Annotated in this window: 22 protein-coding genes, 1 tRNA gene and 2 pseudogenes; 11 read left to right on the forward strand and 14 right to left on the reverse strand. The window is 60.2% G+C overall.

Annotated elements, in window-relative coordinates:
* Positions 1-9: 9 nt before the first annotated feature.
* Positions 10-735, reverse strand: coding sequence for a type IV pili methyl-accepting chemotaxis transducer N-terminal domain-containing protein (locus ACSQ83_RS22880; RefSeq protein ID WP_436229705.1), 726 nt, complete (start codon positions 733-735; stop codon positions 10-12).
* A gap of 1179 nt (positions 736-1914) precedes the next feature.
* On the opposite strand from ACSQ83_RS22880, the gene ACSQ83_RS22885 reads away from it, so the two are divergent.
* From ACSQ83_RS22885 to ACSQ83_RS22895, 3 genes are all read left to right on the forward strand, one after another.
* Entirely contained in the window at positions 1915-3054 is a 1140-nt protein-coding gene (locus tag ACSQ83_RS22885; RefSeq protein WP_436229706.1) for an HPP family protein, read from the forward strand.
* 112 nt (positions 3055-3166) lie between these two features.
* Positions 3167-3580, forward strand: a complete 414-nt coding sequence (locus ACSQ83_RS22890; RefSeq protein ID WP_414950754.1) for a MarR family winged helix-turn-helix transcriptional regulator — start codon at positions 3167-3169, stop codon at positions 3578-3580.
* Positions 3581-3632: 52 nt separating this feature from the next.
* Complete coding sequence (locus tag ACSQ83_RS22895) at positions 3633-5429, forward strand: chloride channel protein (protein WP_436229707.1); 1797 nt, start codon at positions 3633-3635, stop codon at positions 5427-5429.
* Between the two features lie 49 nt (positions 5430-5478).
* Here the strand turns inward: ACSQ83_RS22895 and ACSQ83_RS22900 are convergent, their stop codons facing one another.
* Entirely contained in the window at positions 5479-5778 is a 300-nt protein-coding gene (locus ACSQ83_RS22900) for an ArsR/SmtB family transcription factor (RefSeq protein WP_414968872.1), read from the reverse strand.
* 335 nt (positions 5779-6113) lie between these two features.
* Between ACSQ83_RS22900 and ACSQ83_RS22905 the strand changes: the two are divergent.
* Together ACSQ83_RS22905 and mug are read left to right on the forward strand one after the other, a co-directional pair.
* Positions 6114-6639 (forward strand): annotated as a pseudogene (locus ACSQ83_RS22905) (GlxA family transcriptional regulator); the annotation flags it as partial.
* A 176-nt stretch (positions 6640-6815) separates the two neighbouring features.
* Positions 6816-7295 (forward strand): G/U mismatch-specific DNA glycosylase, encoded by a 480-nt coding sequence (gene mug, locus ACSQ83_RS22910; RefSeq protein ID WP_436229708.1) that lies wholly within the window; start codon positions 6816-6818, stop codon positions 7293-7295.
* Here the strand turns inward: mug and ACSQ83_RS22915 are convergent.
* A complete protein-coding gene (locus ACSQ83_RS22915; protein ID WP_436229709.1) occupies positions 7256-7552 on the reverse strand; it encodes a hypothetical protein in 297 nt (98 codons plus the stop codon). The two genes, mug and ACSQ83_RS22915, sit on opposite strands and share 40 nt — an antisense overlap.
* A 132-nt stretch (positions 7553-7684) precedes the next feature.
* Between ACSQ83_RS22915 and ACSQ83_RS22920 the strand changes: the two are divergent.
* Positions 7685-8801: pseudogene (locus ACSQ83_RS22920) on the forward strand (efflux transporter outer membrane subunit); the annotation flags it as partial.
* A gap of 29 nt (positions 8802-8830) precedes the next feature.
* Here the strand turns inward: ACSQ83_RS22920 and ACSQ83_RS22925 are convergent.
* The 6 genes from ACSQ83_RS22925 to ACSQ83_RS22950 all read right to left on the reverse strand — a co-directional run bounded on the left by ACSQ83_RS22925 (position 8831) and on the right by ACSQ83_RS22950 (position 15598).
* Positions 8831-11284 carry a glucose/quinate/shikimate family membrane-bound PQQ-dependent dehydrogenase gene (locus ACSQ83_RS22925; protein ID WP_436229710.1) on the reverse strand — a complete coding sequence of 818 codons (2454 nt, stop codon included), beginning with the start codon at positions 11282-11284 and terminating at the stop codon, positions 8831-8833.
* 315 nt (positions 11285-11599) lie between these two features.
* Positions 11600-12136 carry a hypothetical protein gene (locus ACSQ83_RS22930; RefSeq protein ID WP_414968869.1) on the reverse strand — a complete coding sequence of 179 codons (537 nt, stop codon included), beginning with the start codon at positions 12134-12136 and terminating at the stop codon, positions 11600-11602.
* A gap of 70 nt (positions 12137-12206) precedes the next feature.
* A complete protein-coding gene (locus tag ACSQ83_RS22935; protein ID WP_436229711.1) occupies positions 12207-13034 on the reverse strand; it encodes a c-type cytochrome in 828 nt (275 codons plus the stop codon).
* Positions 13015-13512, reverse strand: coding sequence for a DUF2165 family protein (locus tag ACSQ83_RS22940; RefSeq protein ID WP_414968903.1), 498 nt, complete (start codon positions 13510-13512; stop codon positions 13015-13017). The genes ACSQ83_RS22935 and ACSQ83_RS22940 overlap by 20 nt, the downstream gene beginning before the upstream one ends.
* Positions 13513-13538: 26 nt before the next feature.
* Positions 13539-14228 (reverse strand): response regulator transcription factor, encoded by a 690-nt coding sequence (locus ACSQ83_RS22945; protein WP_436229712.1) that lies wholly within the window; start codon positions 14226-14228, stop codon positions 13539-13541.
* A 44-nt stretch (positions 14229-14272) separates the two neighbouring features.
* Positions 14273-15598 (reverse strand): ATP-binding protein, encoded by a 1326-nt coding sequence (locus ACSQ83_RS22950; protein WP_436229713.1) that lies wholly within the window; start codon positions 15596-15598, stop codon positions 14273-14275.
* 176 nt (positions 15599-15774) lie between these two features.
* On the opposite strand from ACSQ83_RS22950, the gene ACSQ83_RS22955 reads away from it, so the two are divergent.
* Positions 15775-15942, forward strand: a complete 168-nt coding sequence (locus ACSQ83_RS22955; RefSeq protein ID WP_436229714.1) for a hypothetical protein — start codon at positions 15775-15777, stop codon at positions 15940-15942.
* A gap of 108 nt (positions 15943-16050) precedes the next feature.
* On the forward strand, positions 16051-16212 hold the full coding sequence (locus tag ACSQ83_RS22960) for a hypothetical protein (RefSeq protein ID WP_414950740.1): 162 nt from the start codon (positions 16051-16053) through the stop codon (positions 16210-16212).
* On the opposite strand, the gene ACSQ83_RS22965 is transcribed toward ACSQ83_RS22960, so the two are convergent.
* A complete protein-coding gene (locus ACSQ83_RS22965) occupies positions 16195-16860 on the reverse strand; it encodes a MarC family protein (protein WP_414950739.1) in 666 nt (221 codons plus the stop codon). The genes ACSQ83_RS22960 and ACSQ83_RS22965 overlap by 18 nt on opposite strands.
* 200 nt (positions 16861-17060) lie before the next feature.
* Here ACSQ83_RS22965 and ACSQ83_RS22970 point away from each other — a divergent pair, with 200 nt between their 5' ends.
* A complete protein-coding gene (locus tag ACSQ83_RS22970) occupies positions 17061-18068 on the forward strand; it encodes an alpha/beta fold hydrolase (RefSeq protein ID WP_436229715.1) in 1008 nt (335 codons plus the stop codon).
* A 4-nt stretch (positions 18069-18072) separates the two neighbouring features.
* On the opposite strand, the gene ACSQ83_RS22975 is transcribed toward ACSQ83_RS22970, so the two are convergent.
* Positions 18073-18366: a hypothetical protein gene (locus tag ACSQ83_RS22975; protein ID WP_414968864.1), complete on the reverse strand. Its 294-nt coding sequence runs from the start codon at positions 18364-18366 to the stop codon at positions 18073-18075.
* A gap of 227 nt (positions 18367-18593) precedes the next feature.
* On the opposite strand from ACSQ83_RS22975, the gene bla reads away from it, so the two are divergent.
* A complete protein-coding gene (bla, locus tag ACSQ83_RS22980) occupies positions 18594-19499 on the forward strand; it encodes a class A beta-lactamase (protein WP_436229716.1) in 906 nt (301 codons plus the stop codon).
* Positions 19500-19553: 54 nt separating this feature from the next.
* Complete coding sequence (locus ACSQ83_RS22985) at positions 19554-20015, forward strand: lysozyme inhibitor LprI family protein (protein WP_436229717.1); 462 nt, start codon at positions 19554-19556, stop codon at positions 20013-20015.
* A gap of 99 nt (positions 20016-20114) precedes the next feature.
* Here the strand turns inward: ACSQ83_RS22985 and ACSQ83_RS22990 are convergent.
* The 3 genes from ACSQ83_RS22990 to dnaG form a co-directional block, all read right to left on the reverse strand.
* A tRNA-Ile gene (locus ACSQ83_RS22990) sits at positions 20115-20191 on the reverse strand.
* A 190-nt stretch (positions 20192-20381) separates the two neighbouring features.
* On the reverse strand, positions 20382-22601 hold the full coding sequence (gene rpoD, locus ACSQ83_RS22995) for an RNA polymerase sigma factor RpoD (RefSeq protein ID WP_436229753.1): 2220 nt from the start codon (positions 22599-22601) through the stop codon (positions 20382-20384).
* Positions 22602-23105: 504 nt separating this feature from the next.
* Positions 23106-24998 (reverse strand): DNA primase, encoded by a 1893-nt coding sequence (dnaG, locus tag ACSQ83_RS23000; RefSeq protein WP_414968607.1) that lies wholly within the window; start codon positions 24996-24998, stop codon positions 23106-23108.
* Between the last annotated feature and the right edge of the window lie 47 nt (positions 24999-25045).

Consider the following 25045-nt stretch of genomic DNA (forward strand, 5'->3'; position numbering starts at 1 on the left):
GGGCGAAGGCTATTGAAAAGCGCGATCAGCACTGACGTGCGGACCTTGTGGATGAACGCTGCGTTGAGGCGACGCCTCGCTGGCGCTACGCGTGTTGACGACGCTGTGAATCAGTTGGTCCATCTCCTTGATGATGTCGGCGAGGACCGTGGTGATCACCGCGAATTCACGGCCGAATTGCCCCGCACGCGCGGCTGCAATGCGCGCATTGAGGGCCACGATATTGGCCTGCATGGAGATGCTTCCAAGTTGCTCGGCAATGTCACGCTCACGCTTGAGCGACGCCGTCTCGATGCTGCGCATCTCGTGTTGATACGCGAGCGTTATGTCCTGCAGGAGCTCGAGCAGCGGCGTGGCCTGGGCAACGAGTGCATCAGTCTTCTCGCGGCCGTCCGCCAGGCCCGACACGAGACAGGACACCGCCTGATTCGCTTGCTCGATAAAGCACTGGATCCTCTCGTGTGCGTTGCGCGCGCCGAAATAAAGCTGATGCAGGGCTTCCGAAAAAACGCCTGTCAACGGACCATCGCCGCTCACCAGGCCGGTGTGCGTCTGCGCAAACGTGCCCAGGCAGTCCTTCACCACCATCAGCGCGGAGGTGTCCCCGTGTGATGCGAGCAGCACATGCAAAACGATGCGTTGCGAGAGCATCCGTTGCCTGCCGGACAGATTGATAAGCTCTCCGATCGTCTGCGCTGAGACTTCTTGCCGGTTGGCATGGGTCCACTGTTTCATGATTAAGGCCAATGTCCTGAGACCGTTTGCCTGCTCATCCGATCACAAGACGTGAACCAGGATGAGACTCGCGATGGTTGATCGAACGCGCAAAAAAAAAGCGCCCCGAGCAGCAACCGCACCCCGATTGCTCGGTCGCACAGTTGACGCTCGGGACGCCGTTGTCCCTGCCGGCCGCTACACGCGAGCGGCCGAAAAATGGTTGATACGCTGAGGCCGCCATTGGCCCCCGGTCCGTACTAATGCAATAGCCGTGCCAAAATCCGCGTGGCGCGGGTCAGCAGGGTTCTCGTCTGGCGGGTTCCAGCATTGCGCAAAGCCGCCATTGATACGCCCAGCAGGGCTCAGACAACCAACGACGTGTTACCCGGCCGCAACATTCAATGAAAGTCCAAAGGGTCGTCGCCCCGCGCTTGATAGTGTGTCGCGCGCTGCGAAATGCGGATTTGCGATCAGAGTTGGTGCGACGCGATGGTGCACTGCACTGTGCCTGTGCGCCATGCCGAGCCACAATGAGGGGTCGTACGCTACTGGCGCGATGCGCATCGGCTGAGGGCGGTCATCCGGACCGACGACGTCCGGCCTTCTCCACGGGAACAAAAAAAGGCACCCGAAGGTGCCTTGAAAGTGAATCAGGTTATTGTTTTTGCTCTCTCTCGCACCGGTCCCAAATGCCGACGGCGCCTCAATAAGCGAATTGAAGCCATACAGTGGTGACTTGGAGATGCTCCGATACGTGAGGGTACTAACGGCACGAATTAGTCAAACTTGAGGGGACTAGGGAATCTACTAGCTGCAACGAACCAGACAAGCATCGGAATGAATGTTTCCGTTGCTTGAGAACTGCGAGAAGCATGAAAGGGTAGCCGTCAATGTGCCTGGACCAAGCACTCCATTGCCCGAAAGCAATCAACGGTCCTTTCAGGTTACCTAAAAGAGAATTCCCCGCGACATGCGGTCTACCACCACCACATGATTCGCCCGGTTCACGAACTATCCACCCCAAGCCTGCGCCTGAATAATATGTCGCACCGTGACATATATCGACCGCAAACCGCGCTGTAGCAGCGTGAATATATGTCATAATCCCATACTTTTTGACAATGCGTTTGGCAGGAGACGCTGCCTGACGGTGAAGACGGCCAATGCACGGCCGCCCGCTCACACTATTTCAGGCTTATGCTCCGAACCGCTCTTGCACGCTGGCTTCTCAGCTTCTCTCCTTCACCCGTCGCACTTGGTTGGCCCGAACGATTCAGGTCGTGTCTCGGCGCCCTGCTCGGCATCTCCTTCACTGCGGGGGTGATGCATGTTTTCCTGGGCGACCACGCGTTTATCCCGCTGCTGGTCGCGCCGATGGGCGCCTCCGCGGTGCTGCTGTTCGCGGTGCCCGCGAGCCCTCTCGCACAGCCCTGGTCGATCATCGGCGGCAATCTGGTTTCCGCGATTGTCGGCGTGGCGTGTGCGACCTGGATCACGAATCCGATCGACGCCGCGCCCATCGCAGTGGCACTCTCGATTGGCGCAATGTTCGTGTTCAGGTGCGTGCATCCTCCCTCCGGCGCAGTCGCGCTCACTGCCGTGCTCGGCGGACCGGCAGTGCATGCCCTTGGATTCGGATTCGTCATTGCACCGATAGCGGCACAGTCATTCTCACTATTAGCGGTCGCGATCGCGTTCCACGCGGCGACGGGGCATCGTTATCCCCACGCGGCGCGCCCGCTCAAGGAATCAGGCGCCCGCGCACCAGCGGCCAGTCCGGGATTCACACGGGAAGACCTGAAGGAAGTGCTCGGCCGTCGCAACGAATTACTCGATATCGCCCCAGGCGATCTCGAGTCGCTGCTGCTGGAAATACAACTGCAATCGTACGTGCGCGGCTTCAGCGGATTGAGCTGCGCGGAAATCATGTCGAACCCTGTCGTTACAGTCACATCCACAACAACGATTGCAACGGCCGCCTCCATGCTCCGGCGTCATGGCATCAAGGCGTTGCCTGTTATCGATGATCAGGCGTTCGTGATTGGCATCATCACGCCGGCCGATATAGCGAGAAATACGGCGGCCGGAAAACTTCGCGGGCTGGCGACGTTCATCGAACAATTGTCCGCTGCGCCCGGTTCTGCGCCAACGGTAGCGTCCATCATGACGACCGACGTGTCCACGGTCAGCGTCACCACGTCGATCGCGAAGCTCGTGCCCCTATTCGCCGCTTATGGCCATCACCATATTCCGGTGCTCGATCCTCAAGAGAAACTCGCCGGCATGATCACCCAGGCTGACTTGATACTCGGTCTTTATCGACAAACACACGCATAGCCGCAGCGAGAATCGCTTGAACGTTTGCCAGCAATCCTCGCAGTTCAGCGCCAACATATATATCATCATGTGATACATTGTTAGTTTAGATTCCTGACTGGACGCTCCCCCAATGAAAGAAACTTCTCGCGCACTCAGCAAAGAGAACTTTGAACAGCTGTCCGAATTTCGTTACCAGATGCGGCGGTTCGAGCGGTTCTCCGAGCAGGCCGCTCAGGACGAAGGCGTTACGCCGCTGCAGTATTTGCTGTTGTTGCATATCAAGGGTTATCCGGACCGGGACTGGGCAACTGTCGGCGAACTCGCGGAGCGACTTCAGGCGCAACACCACGGAGTTGTCGCGCTTGTTTCGCGGTGCGAAGCGCTGGGTCTGGTCAAGAGAAAGCCTAGCGAAATCGACCGTCGGCAAGTCGAGATTCATCTGCTGAAACCCGGAGAAAAGATTCTCTCGCGGCTAGCCGAATTGCATCGGGCAGAACTGAAGTCGCTCGCAGGGACCTTCCGCGTTCCGCAGATCGATCTTTGAGTTGGTGAATGCCAACGCAACCCAAACCAATCTGAGTTGATGAGGAGTCAAGGTGCACGAAAACGCTTCACGAGGTGATTTTGCGGCGAATGCCCATCTGTTGCGCATCACAGCCATTGCCGTAGTAATCGGCGCGTTGAGCACGGTCACGGCCTATGTGCTGCTCCACCTGATCAACCTTTTCACCAACCTTTTCTTCTTCCAGTCGATGTCGTTCGACAGCCGCTCGCCTGCGGGAAATACGCTCGGTCTCTGGGTAATCGCGATTCCCGTCATCGGCGGACTGGTGATTGGACTGATCGCGCGCTATGGCAGCGAGGCCATCCGCGGACACGGCATTCCGGAAGCGATCGAAGCCATCCTGTTTGGCAAGAGCAAGATGTCGCCGAAGGTCGCGGTGCTCAAGCCGCTTTCCTCGGCTATTGCAATTGGCAGCGGCGGCCCGTTCGGTGCAGAAGGGCCAATCATCATGACGGGCGGCGCGCTGGGATCTCTGCTCGCACAATATTTCCACCTGACCGCGGGTGAGCGCAAGACGCTGCTCGTCGCTGGCGCGGTAGCCGGAATGACGGCGGTGTTCGGCACGCCTGTTGCGGCAGTCCTGCTCGCGGTCGAACTGTTGCTGTTCGAATTGCGTCCACGTAGCCTGCTCCCCGTTGCTGTCGCGTGCGCGGTGGCAGGTTTCACGCGCCCTCTTCTGATCGGCAGCGGCGCCCTCTTCCCATTGCAAACCATTCCACTGGGTCCGCTCGGGCTCATTTCGTGCCTGGTCGCAGGTCTTGCTGCCGGCGCCATGTCGTGGGGTTTGTCATCGGCGCTGTACAAGGTCGAGGACCTCTTCGGCAAATTACCGATTCACTGGATGTGGTGGCCGGCGCTTGGCGGCATTGCAGTCGGCATCGGCGGCTATTTCGAGCCACGGGCGCTCGGCGTAGGTTATGACGTCATCGGCGATCTGCTGCACAACCATCTTGCGATAAGCGTCGTGGCGGCCTTGATACTCGTGAAGGCGATCATCTGGGTCATCGCGCTCGGCTCCGGCACATCTGGTGGCGTACTCGCTCCGCTGCTGATGATGGGCGCGGCCATGGGAACCATCGTCGGACCGTACTTGCCAGGCGGGGAGCCCGCAGTGTGGCCGCTGGTATTCATGGCGGCCACGCTCGGCGGGATGATGCGCGCACCGATCATGGCGACCGTGTTCGCGTTCGAACTCACCCATGACGCCAATGTGCTCTTGCCCCTGCTCATGGCTTCGGCTGTCGCATACGGATTCACCGTGCTGATGATGCGGCGTTCCATCCTGACCGAGAAAATCGCGCGCCGCGGTTATCACATCTATCGTGAGTACGGCATCGATCCGCTAGAACGCCATTTTGTCGAAGAAGTAATGACGCGCAAGGTTGAGACGATAGATGCGAATATGCCGGTCGCCGAGGTGCTGGCGAAGTACTTTGGTGAAAAGCAAATCCATCGCGCGTTTCCCGTGACACAGGACGGCGCGCTGATAGGCATGATCGAGCGTGACGGATTCATCGCGCGAAGCGGCAATCCAGCTATCCGGGTCATGAGCGACTTGTTCGGAGCAAACACACCAATCATGGCGTTGCCCGGGGAAACCTGCCGGATCGTGTCCAACCGGCTCGCAGTGCATGGACTCGAGCGCCTGCCCGTCGTGTCGGATGCGCAATCGCGACGGCTGGTGGGCTTGATAAGCCGCAGCGATCTGGTGAAACCATCGCTCGCGTTCTTCGAGGAAGAAGAGCGGCGGGAGATGTTCCGGCGCTCTCCCCTGCACCACCTGAAGAAACGGTTTGCACCGGTTCTCGGTCATAAAGACGACGCATAAAGACGATACGACTCGGAAGCATTCCTAAGTTTCCCGGCAATCGGAATGGCTACAGATGCAAGCGAATTTTCGCCGCAAAGGCGCGAATGACTTCCTCATTGCGCGATAGAAACATCCACTGACCAACGCGGGTCGGGACAACCAGTCCCGCGTCGATCAATGCGGCAACGTGCACCGACACAGCCGATTGAGAAAGCCCGCTGCGCGCGTGGATTGCGTTTGACGGAATCCCGCAACCAAGATCGGCGTGTCCTTGCACAAAGTATTTGTCCGGCGTCTTTAGCCACGTGAGGATCTCGCGCCGGAACGGATTGGCGAGCGGCTTATAAATTAAATTCTCGTCAGCCATAGATTTCGACCAGGACCACGATAGAAGCTGAACAAACAGGCGAGAGTCAAATCGCAGTTGTGACACCTGCCACAGGACCTCAAGTCTAATCAGCCGGCACGGGAGAGAAGCACGTGGATGCCGCGATCCCGGGCCAATCAATGTGAATTTTGGGCCATAGGCGAGCCGGAGTAGCCAACGCAGTAACGTGATACGTTTTGCATCGTCGCTTCCGGAAAGTCGACATCTCCGCCTTGTTCCCCGCACGCAAAAGACTTTTGCCGGCTAGCTCATCCTTCTTTTCGGGCTATTGCGTTAATCTGCCTTATCGCTCGTCAATACCGGTTAGGAGGCATGTGCAGCCCGACAAGATCTTCGTTCGTGACGCCCGCCTCTTTACCTCAGCAGGCGTGACGGCTGGTATCGATCTGTGCCTGTCGCTGGTTGCGGAAGACTGGGGACACGAGTTGGCGGTGCATGTTGCAAAACGCCTTGTCGTCTATATTCAGCGAGAAGGCGGCCAGTCTCAGTACAGCCCGTATATTGGTGCAGGAAGGGATGAAGATCCGATTATCCGCAAGGTGCACCGCTACGTGACCGAGCATATAACCGACGCGCTTTCGATCGAACAGCTCGCGGGCGCGGTTGCCGCGAGCCGAAGGACCTTCTCAAGAATATTTTCGAAGTACGCGAAGGTGACACCGTCGGTGTTTGTCGAGAAGGTTCGCGTCGACGGCGCGAGAAAGCTGCTCGAAGACAGATGCGCCGCTGAAGACAGTTGCATTCAAATGTGGCTTCCGTAGTGCCACGCATATGCGCACAACCTTCTCCCGGCGACTGGACGTCACGCCAAAACAATATCGGCAACGATTCCGCGGCGAGGCAGGCAAGCAGCCACGGACCAGTAACAGCGCGCCCAGGCAGATTGCTTTTCAAGGGCGGCCTGCTGCGTCGACCGGAGTTAGCGTTTTGATCCCTTACTCCAGTCCCGTGCAACAGGGAGTGTTGTTAATAACGTGGACTCCGAACCATCCCTTCCGGACCTTCTTGAACCAGGCTTGTCGCTCATCTTTTGCGGCATCAATCCGGGTATGCGTGCGGCATCGACAGGTCATCACTTCGCGGGTCGAGGCAACCGGTTCTGGCGGGTCATGCATCTTGCGGGTTTTACGCCTGAACAGATTCGTCCCGAAGACGATTACACCGTTCTTCGATACGGCTGCGGTCTCACAACGGTAGTGCCGCGACCAACCGCGCAGGCGGCAGAGCTATCGCGATTGGAAATTGAACTCGCCGGCGATGCTTTTCGACGCAAGATCGAGCAGTACGCACCGCGCCACATCGCGTTCCTTGGAAAGATGGCGCTCGCGGCGATCTCCGGCACGCGCAATATCGAATGGGGGCTGCAATCCAATGTATTTGGCGGCGCACACGCATGGGTCTTGCCGAACCCGAGCGGACTGAACAGGGCGTTCGATCTCGATGCGCTGGTGGCAGCCTATCGGGAAGTTCGCTTGGCTGTAGCGTCCATGCCCTGAAGGTGCGCGTTCTTGCGTAGTGTCTCGGTAATGAATTCCACGAAGGCCCGAATCTTGCCGCTGGTGCTTCGCCGCTCTACATGCAACAGGCTGACCGGCGTCGACTCGGGCTCGAATGCGTTCAGGATAGTCTGGAGCATGCCATCGAGGTCAGGGGCCGCCTGATACGACAGGAATTGGGTTATGCCCACGCCATCGACGGCCGCAAGAATGGCCGCGGGACCCGGGTCGACGATCATCCGCGGCCGAAGCCTCACAGGCAACCTCGCACCGTTCTCGTTGATATCGCTGGCCAAACAGGACCGGCGCAGAAATGGTCAACGTGCCCACGGGATTGAGTTGGTCAGCCGTAATGGTGGCTTCTGCATCGGTGATGGCATCCAACACTTTCCTGCAGGCTTCAAGATAAGTCATGCCTGCGTCGGTTCGTGGCGGGCGCGGCGGAATATCCCACGCTGGACGGCGCGGCGTCGTACGACCGCGAGCGCGGAAGTCCGAACGGCATCCTCTCGCTGCTCGGGGTCAGCCCAACGGAAACGCAGGCGCAATCCGGCTCGGGTGCTACGCCGCTGGGCGTGGCGCCGTTGCCGGGGTCCAAGGGTTCGCCGGCTTACAACCTCTATCAAGCAGGTGCCGATGCATCCTGGGAACTCGATATCTGGGGCCGCAATCACCGCGGTGTCGAAGCCGCCTCCGCCCTCGCGGACGCTTCATATGAAGACCGGAACGCAGTCTTGTTGTCTGTGCGCGCGGAACTCGCGAGAGACTATATCGAGTTGCGTGACATGCAATCATTACTTCGGATCGCGAATCAAAATCTCGATATCGCTCGCAATACCGCGAAACTCACGCAGGTACGCGAGCATGAAGGCGTAACGACGGACCTGGACGTCGCCAACGCTTCAGCGCAGGTGGAGTCCATCGAAAGTCTGATTCCGACGCTGGAATCGCGCAGCGAGACCACGATCAATGCGATAGGCGTATTGCTCGCCGAGGAGCCCGGCGCGCTTCGTCAAACGCTCGGCGAGCCGCATGACGTGCCTGGGCTGCCTGCGCAGGTGCCTATCGGCTTTCCGTCGGAACTAATGCAGCGCAGACCCGATATCAGGCGAGCCGAAGCGCAACTGCATGCGGCCACGGCGTCGATCGGCATGGCAAAGGCCGACTTTTACCCGCGCATATCGTTGAATGGCAGTGCGGGATTCCAGACGCTTCAGTTCTCCAGTCTCGCCAACTGGGCGTCGGGACAGTTCGTTGTCGGCCCCTCGATTACTATGCCGATCTTCGAGGGTGGGCGCCTCAAGGGGACGCCCCATTAGCGCGAGGCGCAACAGCAGGAGGCCACCATCGTCTATCAGCACACCGTACTGGAAGCATGGCGCGAAGTGGACGATGCACTTGTTGTCTACGACGCCGAGCAGCGCCGACGCGAATCTCATCACGCTCTGCAAGGCGCTCGGCGGCGGCTGGGAATCGACTTACGAGCATGGAACCGTCTCGCGTTGACGGGGGCATTGAAGCCCCCGGCAAGCGCACTACTGCTGCGGCAAAGCGTACGCAATGATGTAGTCGCCAAGCTTCGTACCAAACGAGCCATGTCCGCCCGCCGCGATCACAACATACTGACGGCCGTTGATCGAATAGCTCATCGGCGTGGCTTGACCGCCTGCGGGCAGGCGGGCCTCCCAGACCTGCTTGCCGTTGTTCACATCGAATGCGCGGATGTAGTTGTCCGCCGTCGCGCCAATGAACGCCACGCCGCCCGCAGTGACGATCGGACCGCCCAGCATCGGCATGCCCATCTTGAACGGCAGTGGAATTGGCGAACTGTCGCGCACCGTGCCAATACGCTTCTTCCACACGATCTCATTGGTCTTCAGATCGATTGCAGAGATATAGCCCCATGCCGGCTGCTTGCATGGCAAGCCCAACGGCGAGAGGAACGCGTTGATCGTGACGCCGTACGGCACGCCGTATTGCGGCTGGATGCCCGACTCCGTGCCGCTGCCCTTCGCGCCCGGCACCGGCTCCATCGGGTTGCCCGGGCCGCGCGGAATCAGACGCGAGACGAACGGCAACGCGATCGGGTTCGCCACCGCGATCTGGCGGTCGGTGTCCACAGCGATACCACCCCACTCGAACATGCCCAGGTTGCCGGGGAACACGAGCGTGCCCTGCAGCGACGGCGGCGTGAACGTCCCTTCGTAACGCAGCTTGTGGAACATCACGCGGCACACGAGCTGGTCGTACATCGTCGCGCCCCACATGTCGGCATCGGTCAGGTTTTTCGATGGACGATAGGTGAGCTGCGAGAACGGTTGCGTCGGCATGACGTGGTCGCCCGGCGCAGCGCCTTGCGGCACCGGCGTTTCGGGCGCCGGTACGACAGGCACACCGGTGCGGCGATCGAGCACGAACAGGTTGCCGGTCTTGGCCGGCGCGTAGACGACCGGCACGGTCTTGCCGTCCTTGTCGGTGATGTCAGCAACCGTGGGTTGCGACGGCTGGTCCATGTCCCACAGATCGTGGTGCGCGGTCTGGTAGAACCACGCGAGTTCGCCAGTCGAGGCATGAAGTGCAAGCAGGCCACTCGCGTAACGCTCTTGCTCCGGCGTACGGTTGCCGCCCCAGATATCGGGTGTGGTCACACCCATCGGCAGATAGACAATGTCGAGCTTTGCATCGTAAGCGGCGGGTGCCCACGAGTTCGGCGAATTCCACGTGTAATGCTCGCCCGAGCCCGGAATGTGATTCGGATCCTTCGCGCCCGGATCGAACGCCCAGAGCAACTGGCCTGTGCGCACGTCGAAGCCACGGATGACACCCGACGGCTCGCGGCTCGAGAAGTTGTCCTCGACCGAACCCGCCACGATGATCACCTTGCTGGTGATGATCGATGGCGACGTGGGCTCGTACATACCGGGCGTCGTGACTGGCTGGGCGTGTTGAAGGTCGAGGTCGCCGTTGCTGCCGAAACCCGCGCAACGTTGGCCCGTCAACGCGTCGAGCGCATAGAGGTGGCCATCGTTGACCGGCAGGAAGATGCGGCGGGTGCAGGCAGCCGTCGCAGCGGTTCCCGAGGTGTCTGCGGCCGGGGCGGCATCGCTCGCCGGCGTTGCGGCGGCTACGCCGGCTTCAGAGGCCGTGGCGGGTGCAACGGCCGTGGCACTGGCCGAAAGATCGACGTACGACACGCCACGGCAAGTCACGTGCTGGAACGACGGATCGGCCTTCAGTTGCGGATCGAACTTCCACTTGAGCGCGCCCGTTTTCGCGTCGAGCGCAAACAGGATCTGATGCGGCGAGCACAGATAAAGCAAGTCGCCAATCTTGATTGGCGTGACTTCGTTGGTGATCTCGACAGGGTCGTTGGGCCCCTTCATGTCACCTGTTCGAAAGGTCCAGGCCACCTGGAGATTCTTCGCATTCTCAGGCGTGATCTGCTGCAGTGGCGAGTATCGAGTGCCTTCCTGGGTACGGCCATAGGCAGGCCAGTCCGCAGGGTCGATCCCGGTACTGTTGCCGCTCGTGGCCGTGGCAGCATTCAGCGTACCGTTGACCTGCTGCGGGTCATTGAAGCTCGCGTATACGAGCACGCCCGCCCATGCCACGAGCGCAATGACGAGTGACGCTACACCCAGCTTGCGATCGCCCGCCAGCCGCCAGCTAATGAGCAGCAGCAACCACACGCCGAAGATGACAAGCACACCGGAGCGCGGCGCGAGTGCCCAGAAGTCGGGACCTGACTCAAAGAGGGCCCAGATCGCCGTGCCGATCAGCACAAGCGCATAGAGCAGAAGCGCGGCGGGACTGCGCCGCCAGAGCAGCCATGCCACGACCAACAGCACGACGCCTGTGATGACGTAGTACGCCGAGCCGCCCACCGCGAGCAGCCAGGCGCCGCCAATGAGCAGATAGAGCGCAGTCAGTACCGTAAAGAGCAACGTGATAACGCCGATCACACCCCGCGAATTCGACTGACTGGTCATTGATCTCGTCCCTTTTGAGTGGATACCGCCTGCCAGTGGTACCGACGCCGAATTCACAGGCCGGAGCACGGGAAAAAGCATATCAGAACGCCTGCATCATCTCAGCGTACCCGCGGCCTTGCAACTCGCCCGCTAAGGACGAATCATGCCGTCGCGATCGCCTAGCACGCGCCGTTCCTCCTGCAATTTACATAGGCCATGATTCGGCAGAGGAATGTGCGCGCAACTAGGTTATAGGTCGTTCAGAGTGCATAAGGCAAGGGTTGACCAGCAGAGTCGTGCAAAGCGTCCTAGGGGGATCGAGGATATAACTGATCACAGGCCAGTTCGCGGCTCATAAGGCTTGCCGGGATGGTTCTGAATCGCGGCGAACTGTTGCTTGAGCAGCGAACTCACAGCCGTCTTCTGGCTGTTGTCCAACGCTTCGTAGAAAGTGATCCACGCATTGGCTGACTGTTCGCGTGCCTGGGCATCCTCCTTTTCCACCTTGAGGTTCGCTGCATGAATGGCACGCAGGTCGAGAATCTGCGTTTGCTGCGCCGCCTGAAACTGTTGCTGAAGTTGATCCTCATTCATCCGTGCGCTGAGATGGCTTTGACGCATGGTGTCCATTGCAACGTCATAAGCCGTTTGCTGTGTGGTACTAAGGTTCAATTGTGGCTGCAAGGATTTCATCTCTTCAATGAAATGATTCCCGGCTGGCGCGGCGAGCGTGCCGGCCTGGGCCGATCCAAATGTCACGGCGAGCGCCGCAGCGGCTGCGATGAGAATCCGCGTTGTTTTTGCCAGCATGATGCTTCTCCTTATGTTTGGTCGTTGGGTTGGACCGGCAATGCTTGCTGCCGAATCCATAGGACAGAATCGTAACGACCAACAATCAGAGAAGAATGAGAAGCACACGCCTTGGAATATGCCGTTGGCACTACTTGCGCCTGGGCGCCATGTAACCCAGATAAGCGATGATCGCATCGAGGTCAGGATCGCTAATGAGGTCCTTGTTGAAGCCTGGCATCTTCATGCCGGACCATTCCCGGATTGATTTCGGATCGCGGATATAGGCCCTTAGCGCCCACGGCTGGAAGTACTCGGTCGGATTATGCGGAAGGTTCAAATCAGGACCGACCAATGCATCGCCCGCGCCGTTCATGCGATGACAAACCATGCACTGCGTGGCAAAGAGCGCCTGTCCGCGGCGAACAGGCGAGTTCGCCGGCACGTCTTTATCCACGGCGAGTTGCGGCCATTTTGCCGCGCGCGATGTCACCACGCGGATGGCATTGACCTGATACGGCCACTGTTCGCTCATCACACCCGACGCGCCCGGATTGATCCATACGAGATAGAACGGACCCACATCGGTTCCCTTCGACGTCCGCGGCCAAGGCTTATCGTGCGATTCGATAGCAAGCCATGGCGTCGCGCCGTGACCGCCGTCGCCACGCACAAGCGCGGCAGGCAAATTCGTGATGAAGCCATCGGTTGCGGTGATCTGCAGTTCGGAATCCGCGGGCAACGTTCGCACGCCGGGCAGCGATCGCAATGGCACGGCGCGGTAAGTCATCATGCGATGGAAGGTGACATCGTCCAGGACTTGGATCGTCGCGGCATCGGGCATGGCGAGCAGGGCTTCAGTCGTGAGCGTAGCGGGCTTATCTGTATCGATTACTAACGTTGCAGCCGTGCAAGGAAAAGCGAAGAAGAGCAGCAACATCGCCTGTACTAATGCGACCTTACTCAGCGATATCGTCATTGCGAAGGCTCACAAAAATCAACACCAATGCAAAGGTCGTAAAGAACCGGAACGCGCTTTCCTCTCCGTTCCATGTCGTCGACATCCACATGTCGAACCATTCGCCGCCAATCGACATGAACGAAACCTGCCACGTGAGGAAGCCGAGCGTGAGCCCTGCAATCGCCATCCGTTTCGCGCGGCTGAACGCCGGTCCGGCCGCCCGGCGCGCGCGCCACATATTGAGGGCGCCGATCCAGCAGCACACGGCGGTCGCCGTTTCGAGCGAAATGATCAGCGCGTAACCGGCGTTCTGCACGACGGGCGATGTAATCGCGCGATACCGGTTCGCGTTGCCCGGAAAAGTCGTGTCCATGAGGAATACATGCTGCACGAACGCAAGGTTGCTGCCGTAATCGGTGAGGTTGCCGACGCTCACGAGTGACGTGAGCAGCGCCATCGCCATCACGAGCAGAAGTTTCGATACGCGGACAATCACATGGGCCTCGCCAGGTCGATGCAAGCTCAGTCGTCGGAGGGTTTGCGCTCTTGCGGCATGCCGAGCATCACTGTCCAGCCGAGTCCGCGCACGTTGCGGATCACGCCCTGGCCGAATTTCTTGCGCACTGAATGGATTAGAACGTCGACGGCATTGCTTTCCACTTCCTTGCCCCAGCCGTACAGCTTGTCCTCGATCTGCCCGCGCGAGAAGATCGTTCCCGGATGTTCGAGCAGCGCGTGCATCAACGCGAATTCGCGGGCGGACAACGCGCCGGCCTTATCGCCGAATGTGAGCGTGCGCTGGTCGAGATTGAGGCTCAGGGTCTCATCGCCAAGCCGGGACACGGCATAACCCGCCTTGCGCCGCAGCACCGCGCGCATCCGGGCCAGCAGCTCGCCGACTTCGAAGGGCTTGAGCAGATAATCGTCGGCGCCAATATCGAGGCCTTCTATGCGCATGTCGAGATCGTCACGCGCGGTCAGGATCAGCACCGGAACCGGATTACCACCGGCACGCGCGGAGCGCAGCAAGTCGATGCCCGACATGCCCGGCAAGCCGATATCAAGCAGGACAACTGTGTAATCGGCGGCGCTCATGGCCTCGCGTCCGGCAATGCCGTCGCGCACCCAGTCCACGGCGTAATCCGCGTCCTTCAGCGCACGCATCAGGCTTTGCCCGATCTGGAGATCGTCTTCAACCAGCAGGACTCTCATGCCTCTCTCCTGTCGACCTTCGACCAACACTTCTCACCCTATTCTCACACGCTCGCCAGCGGAAAACTCACCGCCGCCACAATCCCCGAGCGGCCATCGCGGCGATTCTGAATCACCGCCTGACCGCCATATTTTCCCGTGATCGCCTTCACGATCGACAGCCCGAGACCGGTTCCCTCAACGTCTGCGTGCGTATCCGAATTCGCGCGAAAGAAGCGGTCGAACACACGCGGCAGCGACTCCTCCGCGATACCCGGACCGGTATCCGTGACCTCGATCCACAAGGCGTCCGCCTCGCGACGCATGCGCAAATCGATCGTGCCGCCATCCGGCGTGTAACGCACCGCGTTGCTCACGAGATTCTTCACGGCAATAGCGACGTCCGCGCGCGGCGCGGCGACCTTATCGGTGAGCATGGCTTCCGCGCCAATGTCGATACCGCGCGCCGACGCGATCGGCAACACACCGGAGACGGCATCGACCACGATGGGCGACACATCGGCCGGCTCTATCGCGGCGCCGAGCGGCGCGTCCGCGCGCGCGAGCCGCAGCAACTGCCCGATCAGCATGCTGCTGCGCGTGATCCCGCTGCGCAGTTCCTGAAACCGCTCCTGATTGCCGGCCACGATATGCGGCTGCAGGTTGTCCGCCTGCAACTGCAGCGCGGTGAGCGGCGTGCGCAGTTCGTGGGCGGCATCGGCAATGAACTTGCGCTCGGATTCGATCAGCTGCGCGAGCCGCGCGATCATGCGGTTGATCGATTCGACGAAGGGCAGCACCTCGCTCGGCACGCCTGTCACTGGCAGCGGCTTCAAATTCCCGGCATCGACGGATTGCGCGGCCAGCCCGAGCGGCGTCAGCCTCCGCAGCGAGCGATGCACGATCACGACGACAGCGAACAGCACGAGCGGCAAGAGGATCAACGTAGGCCACAGCGTGGTCAGCGCGGTTTCGCGCACCAGTTCGTCGCGCACGGACGAACGCTGCGCGACCTGGATCACGCTTTCGTCGGTGCGCAGCGTGTAGATGCGCCAGCGTTCGCCATTCACGATCTCCGATGAAAATCCCGCCGGGGCATCTGCCGGCAGCGACAGCGACGGCTCGGTGGAACGCAGCGGGATATCGGCGCCGGGCCTGCGGATGGTGATCACGATATCGCGCGCCGGTTGCGAGCCGCGTGCGGGCGCGCTAGGGATTCCATCGGCGAGACCGCCGCGCATGCGCATGGCGACCTGCTCCAGTCGCAGGTCGAGCAGCGCGCTTCCGCCGGTGCGGCAGAGCTGATACGTGCTGACACTCTGCGCGATGGCGACAACGCTGACCAATATCGCCAGCGCGATGATGAGATTGTTGCGGAGCGAAGGTCTCATGGAAAGGGCGCGTGAAGGCGGATAAAAACGACGGGTTCATCAATCGATACCACTGCTGGCTCAAAGACCCAAGCGCGTCGAGGGACTGCGCCCGCTCATTTTCTGCTCATTCTGGCTTGTGAACATGCAGTCATTCGAAGCGGTGGTTTGCTTCACGACCCAACCGGAGATGACTCATGTTCCAGCTCTTCAGCAACCATTCGAGCGCCAGCGACAACGACCAGGCTGCCTCGCCCGTGAACGACAACGGCTCAGCCGAGGAAGCCGCGCTGCCCGCTGAACGTCCTGCTACGTATGAGGAAATGCTGCCCTGGCTGCTGCTCGGCGCGGTACCCGGCTTCTGATTCGTGCATTCCCGCAGCATCGCTCATTTTCCCCTCATTTTGCATCGTCAGAATCCTGCTCACCGATACAACGCACACGAATCTACAGAACACGATAAGGAGCCCGTCATGATCACGTCACTGCAAGCCCTGCTCGACATATCCCTCGCCATTGCCAGCGGAGCCCTCACCGTCGCGGTCTTCGCGACGCTGGTTCAGCTCGGCGGCGTGGTTCGCCAGCGCGCGGCAGTCCTGTTGAATCGTCCGGACGATTCAGTGCGGATGCAATGAATTAAGCAGTTCGGATAGCCCGAGCCACAGGATTTGCACGCCGATGCAGAAGATCGCGAACGCGAAGAGCCGCATGGCGACTTGCGTGCCGGACGGTCCGAGCAGCCGTTGCACGTTCGACACGAAGCGCACGCACAGATAAATTGTTATGCACAGCAGCGCGAGCGCCACGCCCACGCCAATGAAGTGAACCGGCTGCAGGCCGCCGCGCGGGGTGCCGGTGCCAAGCGCAATGGCGACTGAGATTGCGCCGGGACCGACGGTTATCGGCAACGTCAGCGGATAGAACGCCTTCGAGTTCGGCGAAACACGCCGATGAGACCCCGGGTCCGGCTGCATTTCCTCGCTGGCTTCCTCGCCGGAATCGTCATCGGAAGACTGGAGCAGGTTCCAGCCCGCCATCGCGATGATGAACCCGCCCGCTACGCGCAGCACGGGTATCGATATCCCGAGAAACGACAGCAAATACGCGCCCACCGAAAGCGACGCCAACAGGATCACGAAGCTGTTCACCGCGATGCGCCGCGCGATGTCCGCGCGCTCCGTCGGCGTCGCGTGCGGCGTGAGACTCAGGATGATGAACGCCGCCGCCGGCGGGTTGATGATCGGGAATAACGCCGCGACAATCAGCAGAACTGTCCTGGTCATTTCGTGGATCACGTCGTCCATCCGTTTAGGTGGGCAAAGGAAGCCGGGCAGCCCGAGCGGGCGAGTGCACGACCGTACTGCACGCAAGATTACCGAATACTGCGGCAAATCGACCACCGGGTCGACTACGCTTGTTGTGCAACGGAGTATTGAGACGTTGATCGCGCGATGCCGGCTTCACACACAATCGGGAGTGTTACATGAGGCATTTGCAGGCTGTCGTCGTTGTAATGGCGTGCGCGTTGGCGCTGCTGTCAGCATCCGCCTTCGCCCGGAATGTCCAGTTTCCCGCCGAAAACGCCTGCCCCGACGTGGCGAACCGCCCCGACCGGGATCCCGCGTTGCGCCAGCAGATCGCGCACACGGCGAGCGGCGATATCGCGTATTACCGCTTCGGGCACGGCAGTCCGGTCGTGCTGCAGACGGGCTATCGGGCGACGGTCGCCGAATGGGATATCGCGTTTCTTGCCGCGCTTGCCGAAAAACACGACGTGATCGTCTTCGATAACCGCGGCGTCGGGCGCTCGCAACCGGACGCGGTGTCATTCACCGTGGAAGACATGGCGAAAGACGCCGCCGCGCTGATCGACGCGCTGCATCTGCGCGACGTGACGGTCATCGGCTGGTCGATGGGCGGGGCAATCGCGCTGCAGCTTGCCATCGACAGGCCGGCCGCGCTGCGCCGGATCGTGTTGATGAACGCGCCTGCGCCGGGACGGCTCGGCGTGCCGGTACCGCCCGCGATTGCGGCAGTGCTTTCCGGCGCGCCTGGGACCACCTTCGCGAGCGTCATGCGTGTGCTGTTTCCCCCGGCCGCACTCGACGCCGCGCAGCAGTGCTTCCGGGCGAACATGTTCGGCCCCGCTGATTACGGTTCGCCCAAAATCACGGCCACGGTGACCGAGGGCCAGACAGGCTTGCTACGCGACTGGGCCGGCGACGATGCCACCGAAGTCTCGCTCAAGGCGGTGCAGGCCGACACGCTGATCGTGGGCGGCGCTGACGACGTCGTCCTGTCCAAGGAGAACTCGGACGCGCTGGCACGGTTGATTGCTGGAGCGCGGCTGTGGGTGGTGGCATCGGCGGGACACGCGATGATGTACCAGCATCCCGATGCGCTCGCCGCGTTGATAGACGGTTTTATTCAGAAAACGGCCGGCGACTCAATCCCCAACGCCGGACTAATGAAGTCGCGCGCGACGCCCTGAGACGTCAACGCGCCCAGTAGGCGTATCCGCAATTCCAGCAGCCGTAGTGCCGCGGATACGCGTAGCCGTATCCGTATCCATAAGGACGCCCGTAGTAACCGGCCACAACCGGAGGCGGGGCGTAATAAACGGGCGGCGGAGCGGCATAAACCGGCGCTGCGGCGACCACGGGCACAGCCGGCATGACCGGATACACGGGCGCGGAAAAACCGACGCCGACGAACACGTGCGCCTGCGCGCAGGTAACCAAGCCGCACCCGAGCGCGGCGGCGACGACCAAGTAACGAACGGTTTTCATTTTTGCTCTCCTGTCATGCGATGCAAGCGGTTCGCTGTATCGGATGAAGGCAGTGTGAGCCGCAAGAATGAGCAGAAAATGAGGACGATGTTTCAAAGGGAGAAAGGGCCGAATCATTCCGCCCAGCCATTAGATTTTCTTTGGTTCGTGTCAATTAATCATCGTTTGTCAGTGCGATCCAAACCGCCGATATTGAGCGCTCAATTCACGTCACGAATGGAGGATCAATGGTTACACGGAGGAGGTTCACGGGCGCTCTTGCGGGCGCGTCCCTAGCAGGTGTTATAGCGGAATCGTTTGGAACATTGGCGATGGCTGCGGATAGCGCTGGGGGCCGTTTGGTGGACAAGGCAGGCAAACGGCTTGCACAGATCGAAGCGAGCACTGGCGGCCGGCTCGGTGTCTCGATCCTCGATACAGGTTCAGGCGCTCGCGCCGGACTGCGCGCCGACGAAGCGTTTCCCCTGTGCAGCACCTTCAAGTTTCTCGCCGCCGGTTTCGTACTGGCGCGCGTGGACAAGGGCCAGGAAGACCTCGCGCGCAAGATCGTGTATTCAAAAAGCGATCTGGTCGATTACTCGCCAGTCACCCAACATCACGCCGACAGCACGGGCTTGAGCGTCGCCGCGCTCTGCGAAGCCGCGATCACGCTCAGCGACAACACCGCCGGCAACCTGCTGCTCGCGAGCTTCGGCGGACCGGCTGCGCTGACCGCGTTTCTGCGGACGCTGGGCGACACGCAGACGCGCCTCGACCGCAACGAACCGACGCTCAACGAAAGCACGCCCGGCGATCCGCGCGATACCACCACGCCCAATGCCATGCTCGCCACGATGCGTACGCTGCTGCTGACGGACAGGTTATCGGTGAATTCATGCGCCCGGTTGCGGGACTGGCTGATCGCGAACAAGACCGGCGGGCAGCGGATCCGCGCGAAGCTGCCAAAGGAATGGCGCGTCGGCGACAAAACTGGCACCGGATCACACGGCTCGACCAATGACATCGCGATCATCTGGCCGCCCAAACGCGCGCCGCTACTGGTTACGGCTTATCTGACGCAGACGAACGCCGAAGCCGCTCGCCGGGAAGCGGCGATTTCAGATATTGGCGAGCTGATCGTATCGTCGTTTTGAACGACGGGTTTAAAGGCACAATAGCGATCCTTCACGTCAACCGATCCCGCTTAAATGATCACCAAGCTCTCGCTTAAAACCGGCCGATTGATCCCGCTGCTTCTGATTTCTGGCATCTGCGCGGCGACCGCAACATCGGCTTTCGCCGCGTCCGCAGAACCCACGGACAAGACATCCGAAGCGCTGGACGCGTGCCTGAACAATCCGAAGACCGTCTCGACCGCGGACATGTCGGATTGTTATTCGGTCGCCTACAAGGCGTTTGATCATCGCCTGAACGTTGCGTATCAGAGCTTGCTGAAGACGCTTCCGGCAACACCCGCACAAAAACTGAAGACATCGCAGCGGACCTGGCTGACTTTCCGCGATGCCGAACTGGCGACTCAATCGGCAATATTCGCAACGCGTCAGGGCACGATGTACGTTCCGATGCAAGAAGATGAAGGCATGTCCCTCACGCGCGACCGAGCGTTGAGACTGGAGTCATATCTGGGGGTGTTGTCGGTCGGAGAGTAGTGAGATACGGCCCCGGGATCTCCGAGACGTCAACGGGACGCACGGGGCATCGGAAAGCCGTGCACAAGCAGAACACATGGGATTCGCTGGAACAGCGATTGGTGGGCCGGGTGGGATTCGAACCCACTATCGGTCGATTATGAGTCGACAGCTTATACCAATTAAGCTTCCGGCCCTTTTGCAGGAAAACGCCCTGCAGCGAGTCAACGAGCTACCAAGGGAATATGTCCGAGCGGCGCTTCCAGCGCCCGTCGAATTCAATCCGGCTGCACTCGCGAAGGTCTGCGAGTTTGCCTTGAAACGGCTCATAAAACAAGCGCGGCGGACCTATTCGGGCCGCCGCGCTTGGGATCCATCAACGCAACATCAATTCCCTTCCAGGAACGACTTCAGCTTGTCCGACCGGCTCGGATGACGAAGCTTGCGCAGCGCCTTCGCCTCGATCTGGCGAATCCGCTCACGCGTCACGTCAAACTGCTTGCCTACTTCCTCGAGCGTGTGATCCGTGCTCATCTCAATACCGAAGCGCATCCGCAGCACCTTCGCCTCGCGCGGCGTCAGCGAATCGAGCACATCCTTCACCACGTCGCGCATGCTGGCGTGCAACGCAGCGTCGGCCGGCGCCACCGTATTCGTGTCTTCGATAAAGTCGCCCAGATGCGAATCGTCGTCGTCACCGATCGGCGTTTCCATGGAGATCGGCTCTTTCGCGATCTTCATGATCTTGCGGATCTTGTCTTCGGGCATTTCCATCTTTTCGGCGAGCGTTGCCGGATCCGGCTCAAGGCCGGTTTCCTGCAGGATCTGCCGCGAAATACGGTTCATCTTGTTGATCGTTTCGATCATGTGAACCGGAATCCGGATGGTCCGCGCCTGGTCGGCAATCGACCGCGTGATGGCCTGACGAATCCACCACGTGGCGTACGTCGAAAACTTATAACCACGACGATATTCGAACTTGTCCACCGCCTTCATCAAACCGATGTTGCCTTCCTGGATCAGATCCAGAAACTGCAGGCCGCGGTTCGTGTACTTCTTGGCAATCGAGATCACGAGACGCAAGTTCGCTTCCGTCATTTCGCGCTTCGCCTGACGCGCCTTCAGTTCACCGGCCGCCATCTGACGATTGGTTTCCTTCAGGTCCTTCAGCGGCAACACAACCCGCGCTTGCAAATCGAGCAAACGCTGTTGCTGTTCGCGAATCGCCGGAACGTTACGCGCCAGGATCACGCTATAACCATGGTTTTCGGCAACGACCTTCTCCGACCACTCGAGATCCGTTTCGCTACCCGGAAAACGCGCGATAAATTCTGCACGCGGCATACCGCATTTATCGACGACGGTATGCAGGATCTGACGTTCCACCTGACGCACTTCATCCACCTGCGCACGCAACGTGTCGCACAGGCGCTCGACGGTCCGCGCGGTGAAGCGGATAGTCATCAGCTCGCTCTGAATAGCTTCTTGCGCTTTCAGATAAGCCTTCGACTTATACCCTTCCTTCTCATACGCACGACGCATCTTGTCGAACCACTCGCTGATCAGCGAGAACTTCTCCAGCGACGCACGCTTGAGCGCTTCCAATTGGGCGGCGTTGGCGTTGGCCTGAGCGGTCGTTTCGTCGACTTCTTCCTCGTCCTCGTTCGGCTCTTCCTCTTCTTCCTCTTCGCTTTCGATAGCTTCCGCTTCCTGCTCGGAGAAGCCATCAGCGTCGGCGGCGTTCGGATCGATCAGGCCGTCGACCAGTTCATCCACGCGCGTTTCTTCGTTCTGCACGCGCTCGGCCATGGCCAGGATGTCAGCGATGGTCGTCGGGCAAGCCGAAATGGCCATGACCATGTGCTTCAGGCCGTCTTCAATCCGCTTCGCGATCTCGATTTCGCCTTCGCGCGTCAGCAGTTCAACGGTACCCATTTCACGCATGTACATGCGGACCGGGTCGGTCGTGCGGCCGAATTCGGAGTCGACAGTGGAAAGCGCGACTTCAGCTTCCTCTTCAACTTCGTCGTCCGATGAAGCCGCCGGCGCGTTGTCGTTGAGCAGCAGCGTTTCAGCGTCGGGCGCTTGTTCGTAGACCGCCACGCCCATGTCGTTGAACGTGCTGATGATGCCTTCGATAGCTTCCGTTTCCGTGAAGTTATCGGGCAGGTGATCGTTGATTTCCGCGTAGGTCAGGAAGCCGCGTTCCTTGCCGAGCTTGATGAGCGCGCGCAGCTTCGCACGCCGCTCCTCAAGCTCTTCAACGGTACCGGGCGCGCTCGAAGCGAACGCGTCCTTCAACAGTGCTTTTTCCTTCGCACGCCGGTCACGTGCCTTGACCTTTTCGACCTTGACCGGCGGCGCGGCTACCGCTTCCGCAGTCGAGTCCGCGGCCGGGTCGGCCTGCACGTTTTGCGTTGCGTCGTCATCGACGGGTACTTCGTTCAGCTTTTTCGTCATGGAGTTCGCCGTACCGGCATTAGTCTCGACTCGCGGCTGCTGGACGACAGCCGATGGAACCGTGGATACAGAATATGCGCGCGCTGCCTTGTCCTGCGACCCCTTGGCAGTGCGTCGCCCCGAGTCCTGCGCCGGTCCCCGCTTCACGACGCGCACGCGGGCCAGCTTCGACCCCTGCTTCGTGATGCGTTTCCGGCCCGCATTAGCAGCCGCTTCCGTTGCACTCGCTTGCTTGCCGGCCGAATTTCCGGCCTTGCCACTCCTGCCAGTCTCACCCGCCAACAGGCCAATCTGGTCTTTTGGCTGACCTAGCGTCTTCTTGCCCACCGGTCTCACGGCTTTCGCCGTGACTTTTGCCGTTCTGGCGGACCCTTCAGACCCTGTCGACCCTCTACTCACTGCCGCTGCAACCGAGCTTTTTTTACTTGCACCCGACGGCGAAGAGGGATTGGTGATCGCCCTGGTTTTCGACACTCCGGGGGAAGGAACTGATCGGCTATGGGCCACTGCCCGTTTCGACTCGATCGAGCCGCGTACCGTTGTTTTCTTCCCGCTAGCAGTCTTAACCATGCGTGTCTCACCTCGTTCGCAAATGAGCACAAAAGTCAAAAAAACAACTTGCTGAAAATCTTTAATTGTAGCATGCGTGTCTTAAATGTCCCGACTCACCCCACGTAAGGCCTTTATTTGAGCAGCTTTAGCCGATAAATCCGAAAATTCGGCAATTTCTTCCGCAGTCAAGCTCGATTGCTGCGCCAGTTGATCCAGCCGATTCCTATAGCTGTCGTGACGCAATTTGACAACCGTCGCATGCAACTCTTCCGCGAGCAGCTTTTTCTGCTCCTGTACGCGTTCGTTGGCCGCTTCGTCGGCCGGATCGCGCATCAACAGATCCCGTACATTTTCATCATAGGCGAGAATTTCCTGGAAGATATCCTCGTAAGTCGGGGCATTGGCGGCGTTGCGCAGGAGATCCGACAGCATCTGGAACTCCGCCGTTTCCCCGAGTTCCCGCGCGTGCCCGATCACCTCGCTGAATAATTCCCCGTGCTCGGTCATGGTGACCAGCGTCTGCTCACTTTCGTGATCGAGAGTGGCGTAAATGCCCGGGTACATCACCAGGTTGCGCAGCGCACGCTGTTCATGGCCTTTGACGCGACGCCGCTCGCTCTTGGGCAACGCGGCCCGGGCAACGGCCGCCGCACGCGAGTCGATGTCACACAATGCCGCGATTTCACCAAAAGGTGTACTCAGCCGATCGGCCAGCATGTGCAGGATTTGCACGCGCAACGCGTTCGCCGGTAACGCCTGAAGCAGCGGCTTGGCGTCGAAGAGCGCCTTGGCGCGGCCTTCCGGCTGGTCGAGCTCCTTGTCGTTCAGGACTTCGTTCAGCAGGAATTGCGACAGCGGCATCGCGCGATCGACCTGCTCGCCAAACCCGTCGGTGCCGAATTCACGTACGTAGCTGTCCGGGTCGTGTTCCTTCGGCAGGAACAGGAAGCGGATCGTGCGATTGTCGGCGGCATGCGGCAAACAGGCGTCCAGCGCTCGACGCGCGGCACGGCGGCCAGCCGAATCGCCATCGAAACTGAACACGACGGTATCTGTCTGACGAAACAGTTTCTGAACATGGATAGGCGTGCAAGCCGTGCCGAGCGTTGCAACGGCGTTCGCAAAACCCAGCTGTGCCAACGCGACAACGTCCATGTACCCTTCGACGACCAACGCGTACCCAAGTTCGCGAATAGCCAGCCGCGCCTCGAAAAGGCCGTATAACTCGCTGCCTTTGCTGAATAACGGCGTTTCCGGCGAATTCAGGTACTTCGGCTCTCCGCCGTCAAGCACGCGCCCGCCAAAACCGATGACGTTGCCCTTCACGTTCCTGATGGGGAACATGACGCGCTCGCGGAAACGATCGTATCGGCGAGACTGGCCCTGGTTATCGCTTTTCTCGCTGACGATCACGAGACCCGCTTCCACCAGGTTGTCGTTCTTGTAGTCAGGGAATGCCGCTTCGAGGCTCTGCCAGCCGTCGGGCGCGTAGCCGAGCCCGAAGCGCAACGCGATTTCGCCCGTCAAACCGCGTTTTTTCAGGTATTCGATAGCGTTGGGCGCCCCGCGCAATTGCTTGCGATAAAACTCGCAGGCGGTCTGCATGACTTCGGTCAACGCGACGCTGACGGCTTTACTCGGCGCGGGCACGTAACCTTCGCTGCCCGCGCCGCCGCCCGATCCGCCGCCGCGCATTGACGGTTCCTGCGGAACGGTCAGGCCGCACGACTGCGCGAGTTCATTGACGGCTTCGGGGAACGTAAGCCCGCTGTGCTCCATGAGAAAGCTGATCGCCGTGCCGTGCGCGCCGCAGCCGAAGCAGTGATAGAACTGCTTCGTCGGGCTGACGGTGAACGACGGGCTCTTCTCGTTATGGAACGGGCACAGGCCCATGAAGTTCGCGCCGCCCTTCTTCAACTGGACGAACTTGCCCACCACGTCGACGATATCGACGCGGTTTAACAAGTCCTGAAGAAACGAATGCGGAATCACTTAATGAATTTTCTGGGTCAGACTTTTTTGAGCACTCAAGCCAGGTT

This window comes from Caballeronia sp. LjRoot29 (assembly GCF_964252755.1).
In the GTDB taxonomy this organism is placed as follows: Bacteria; Pseudomonadota; Gammaproteobacteria; order Burkholderiales; family Burkholderiaceae; genus Caballeronia.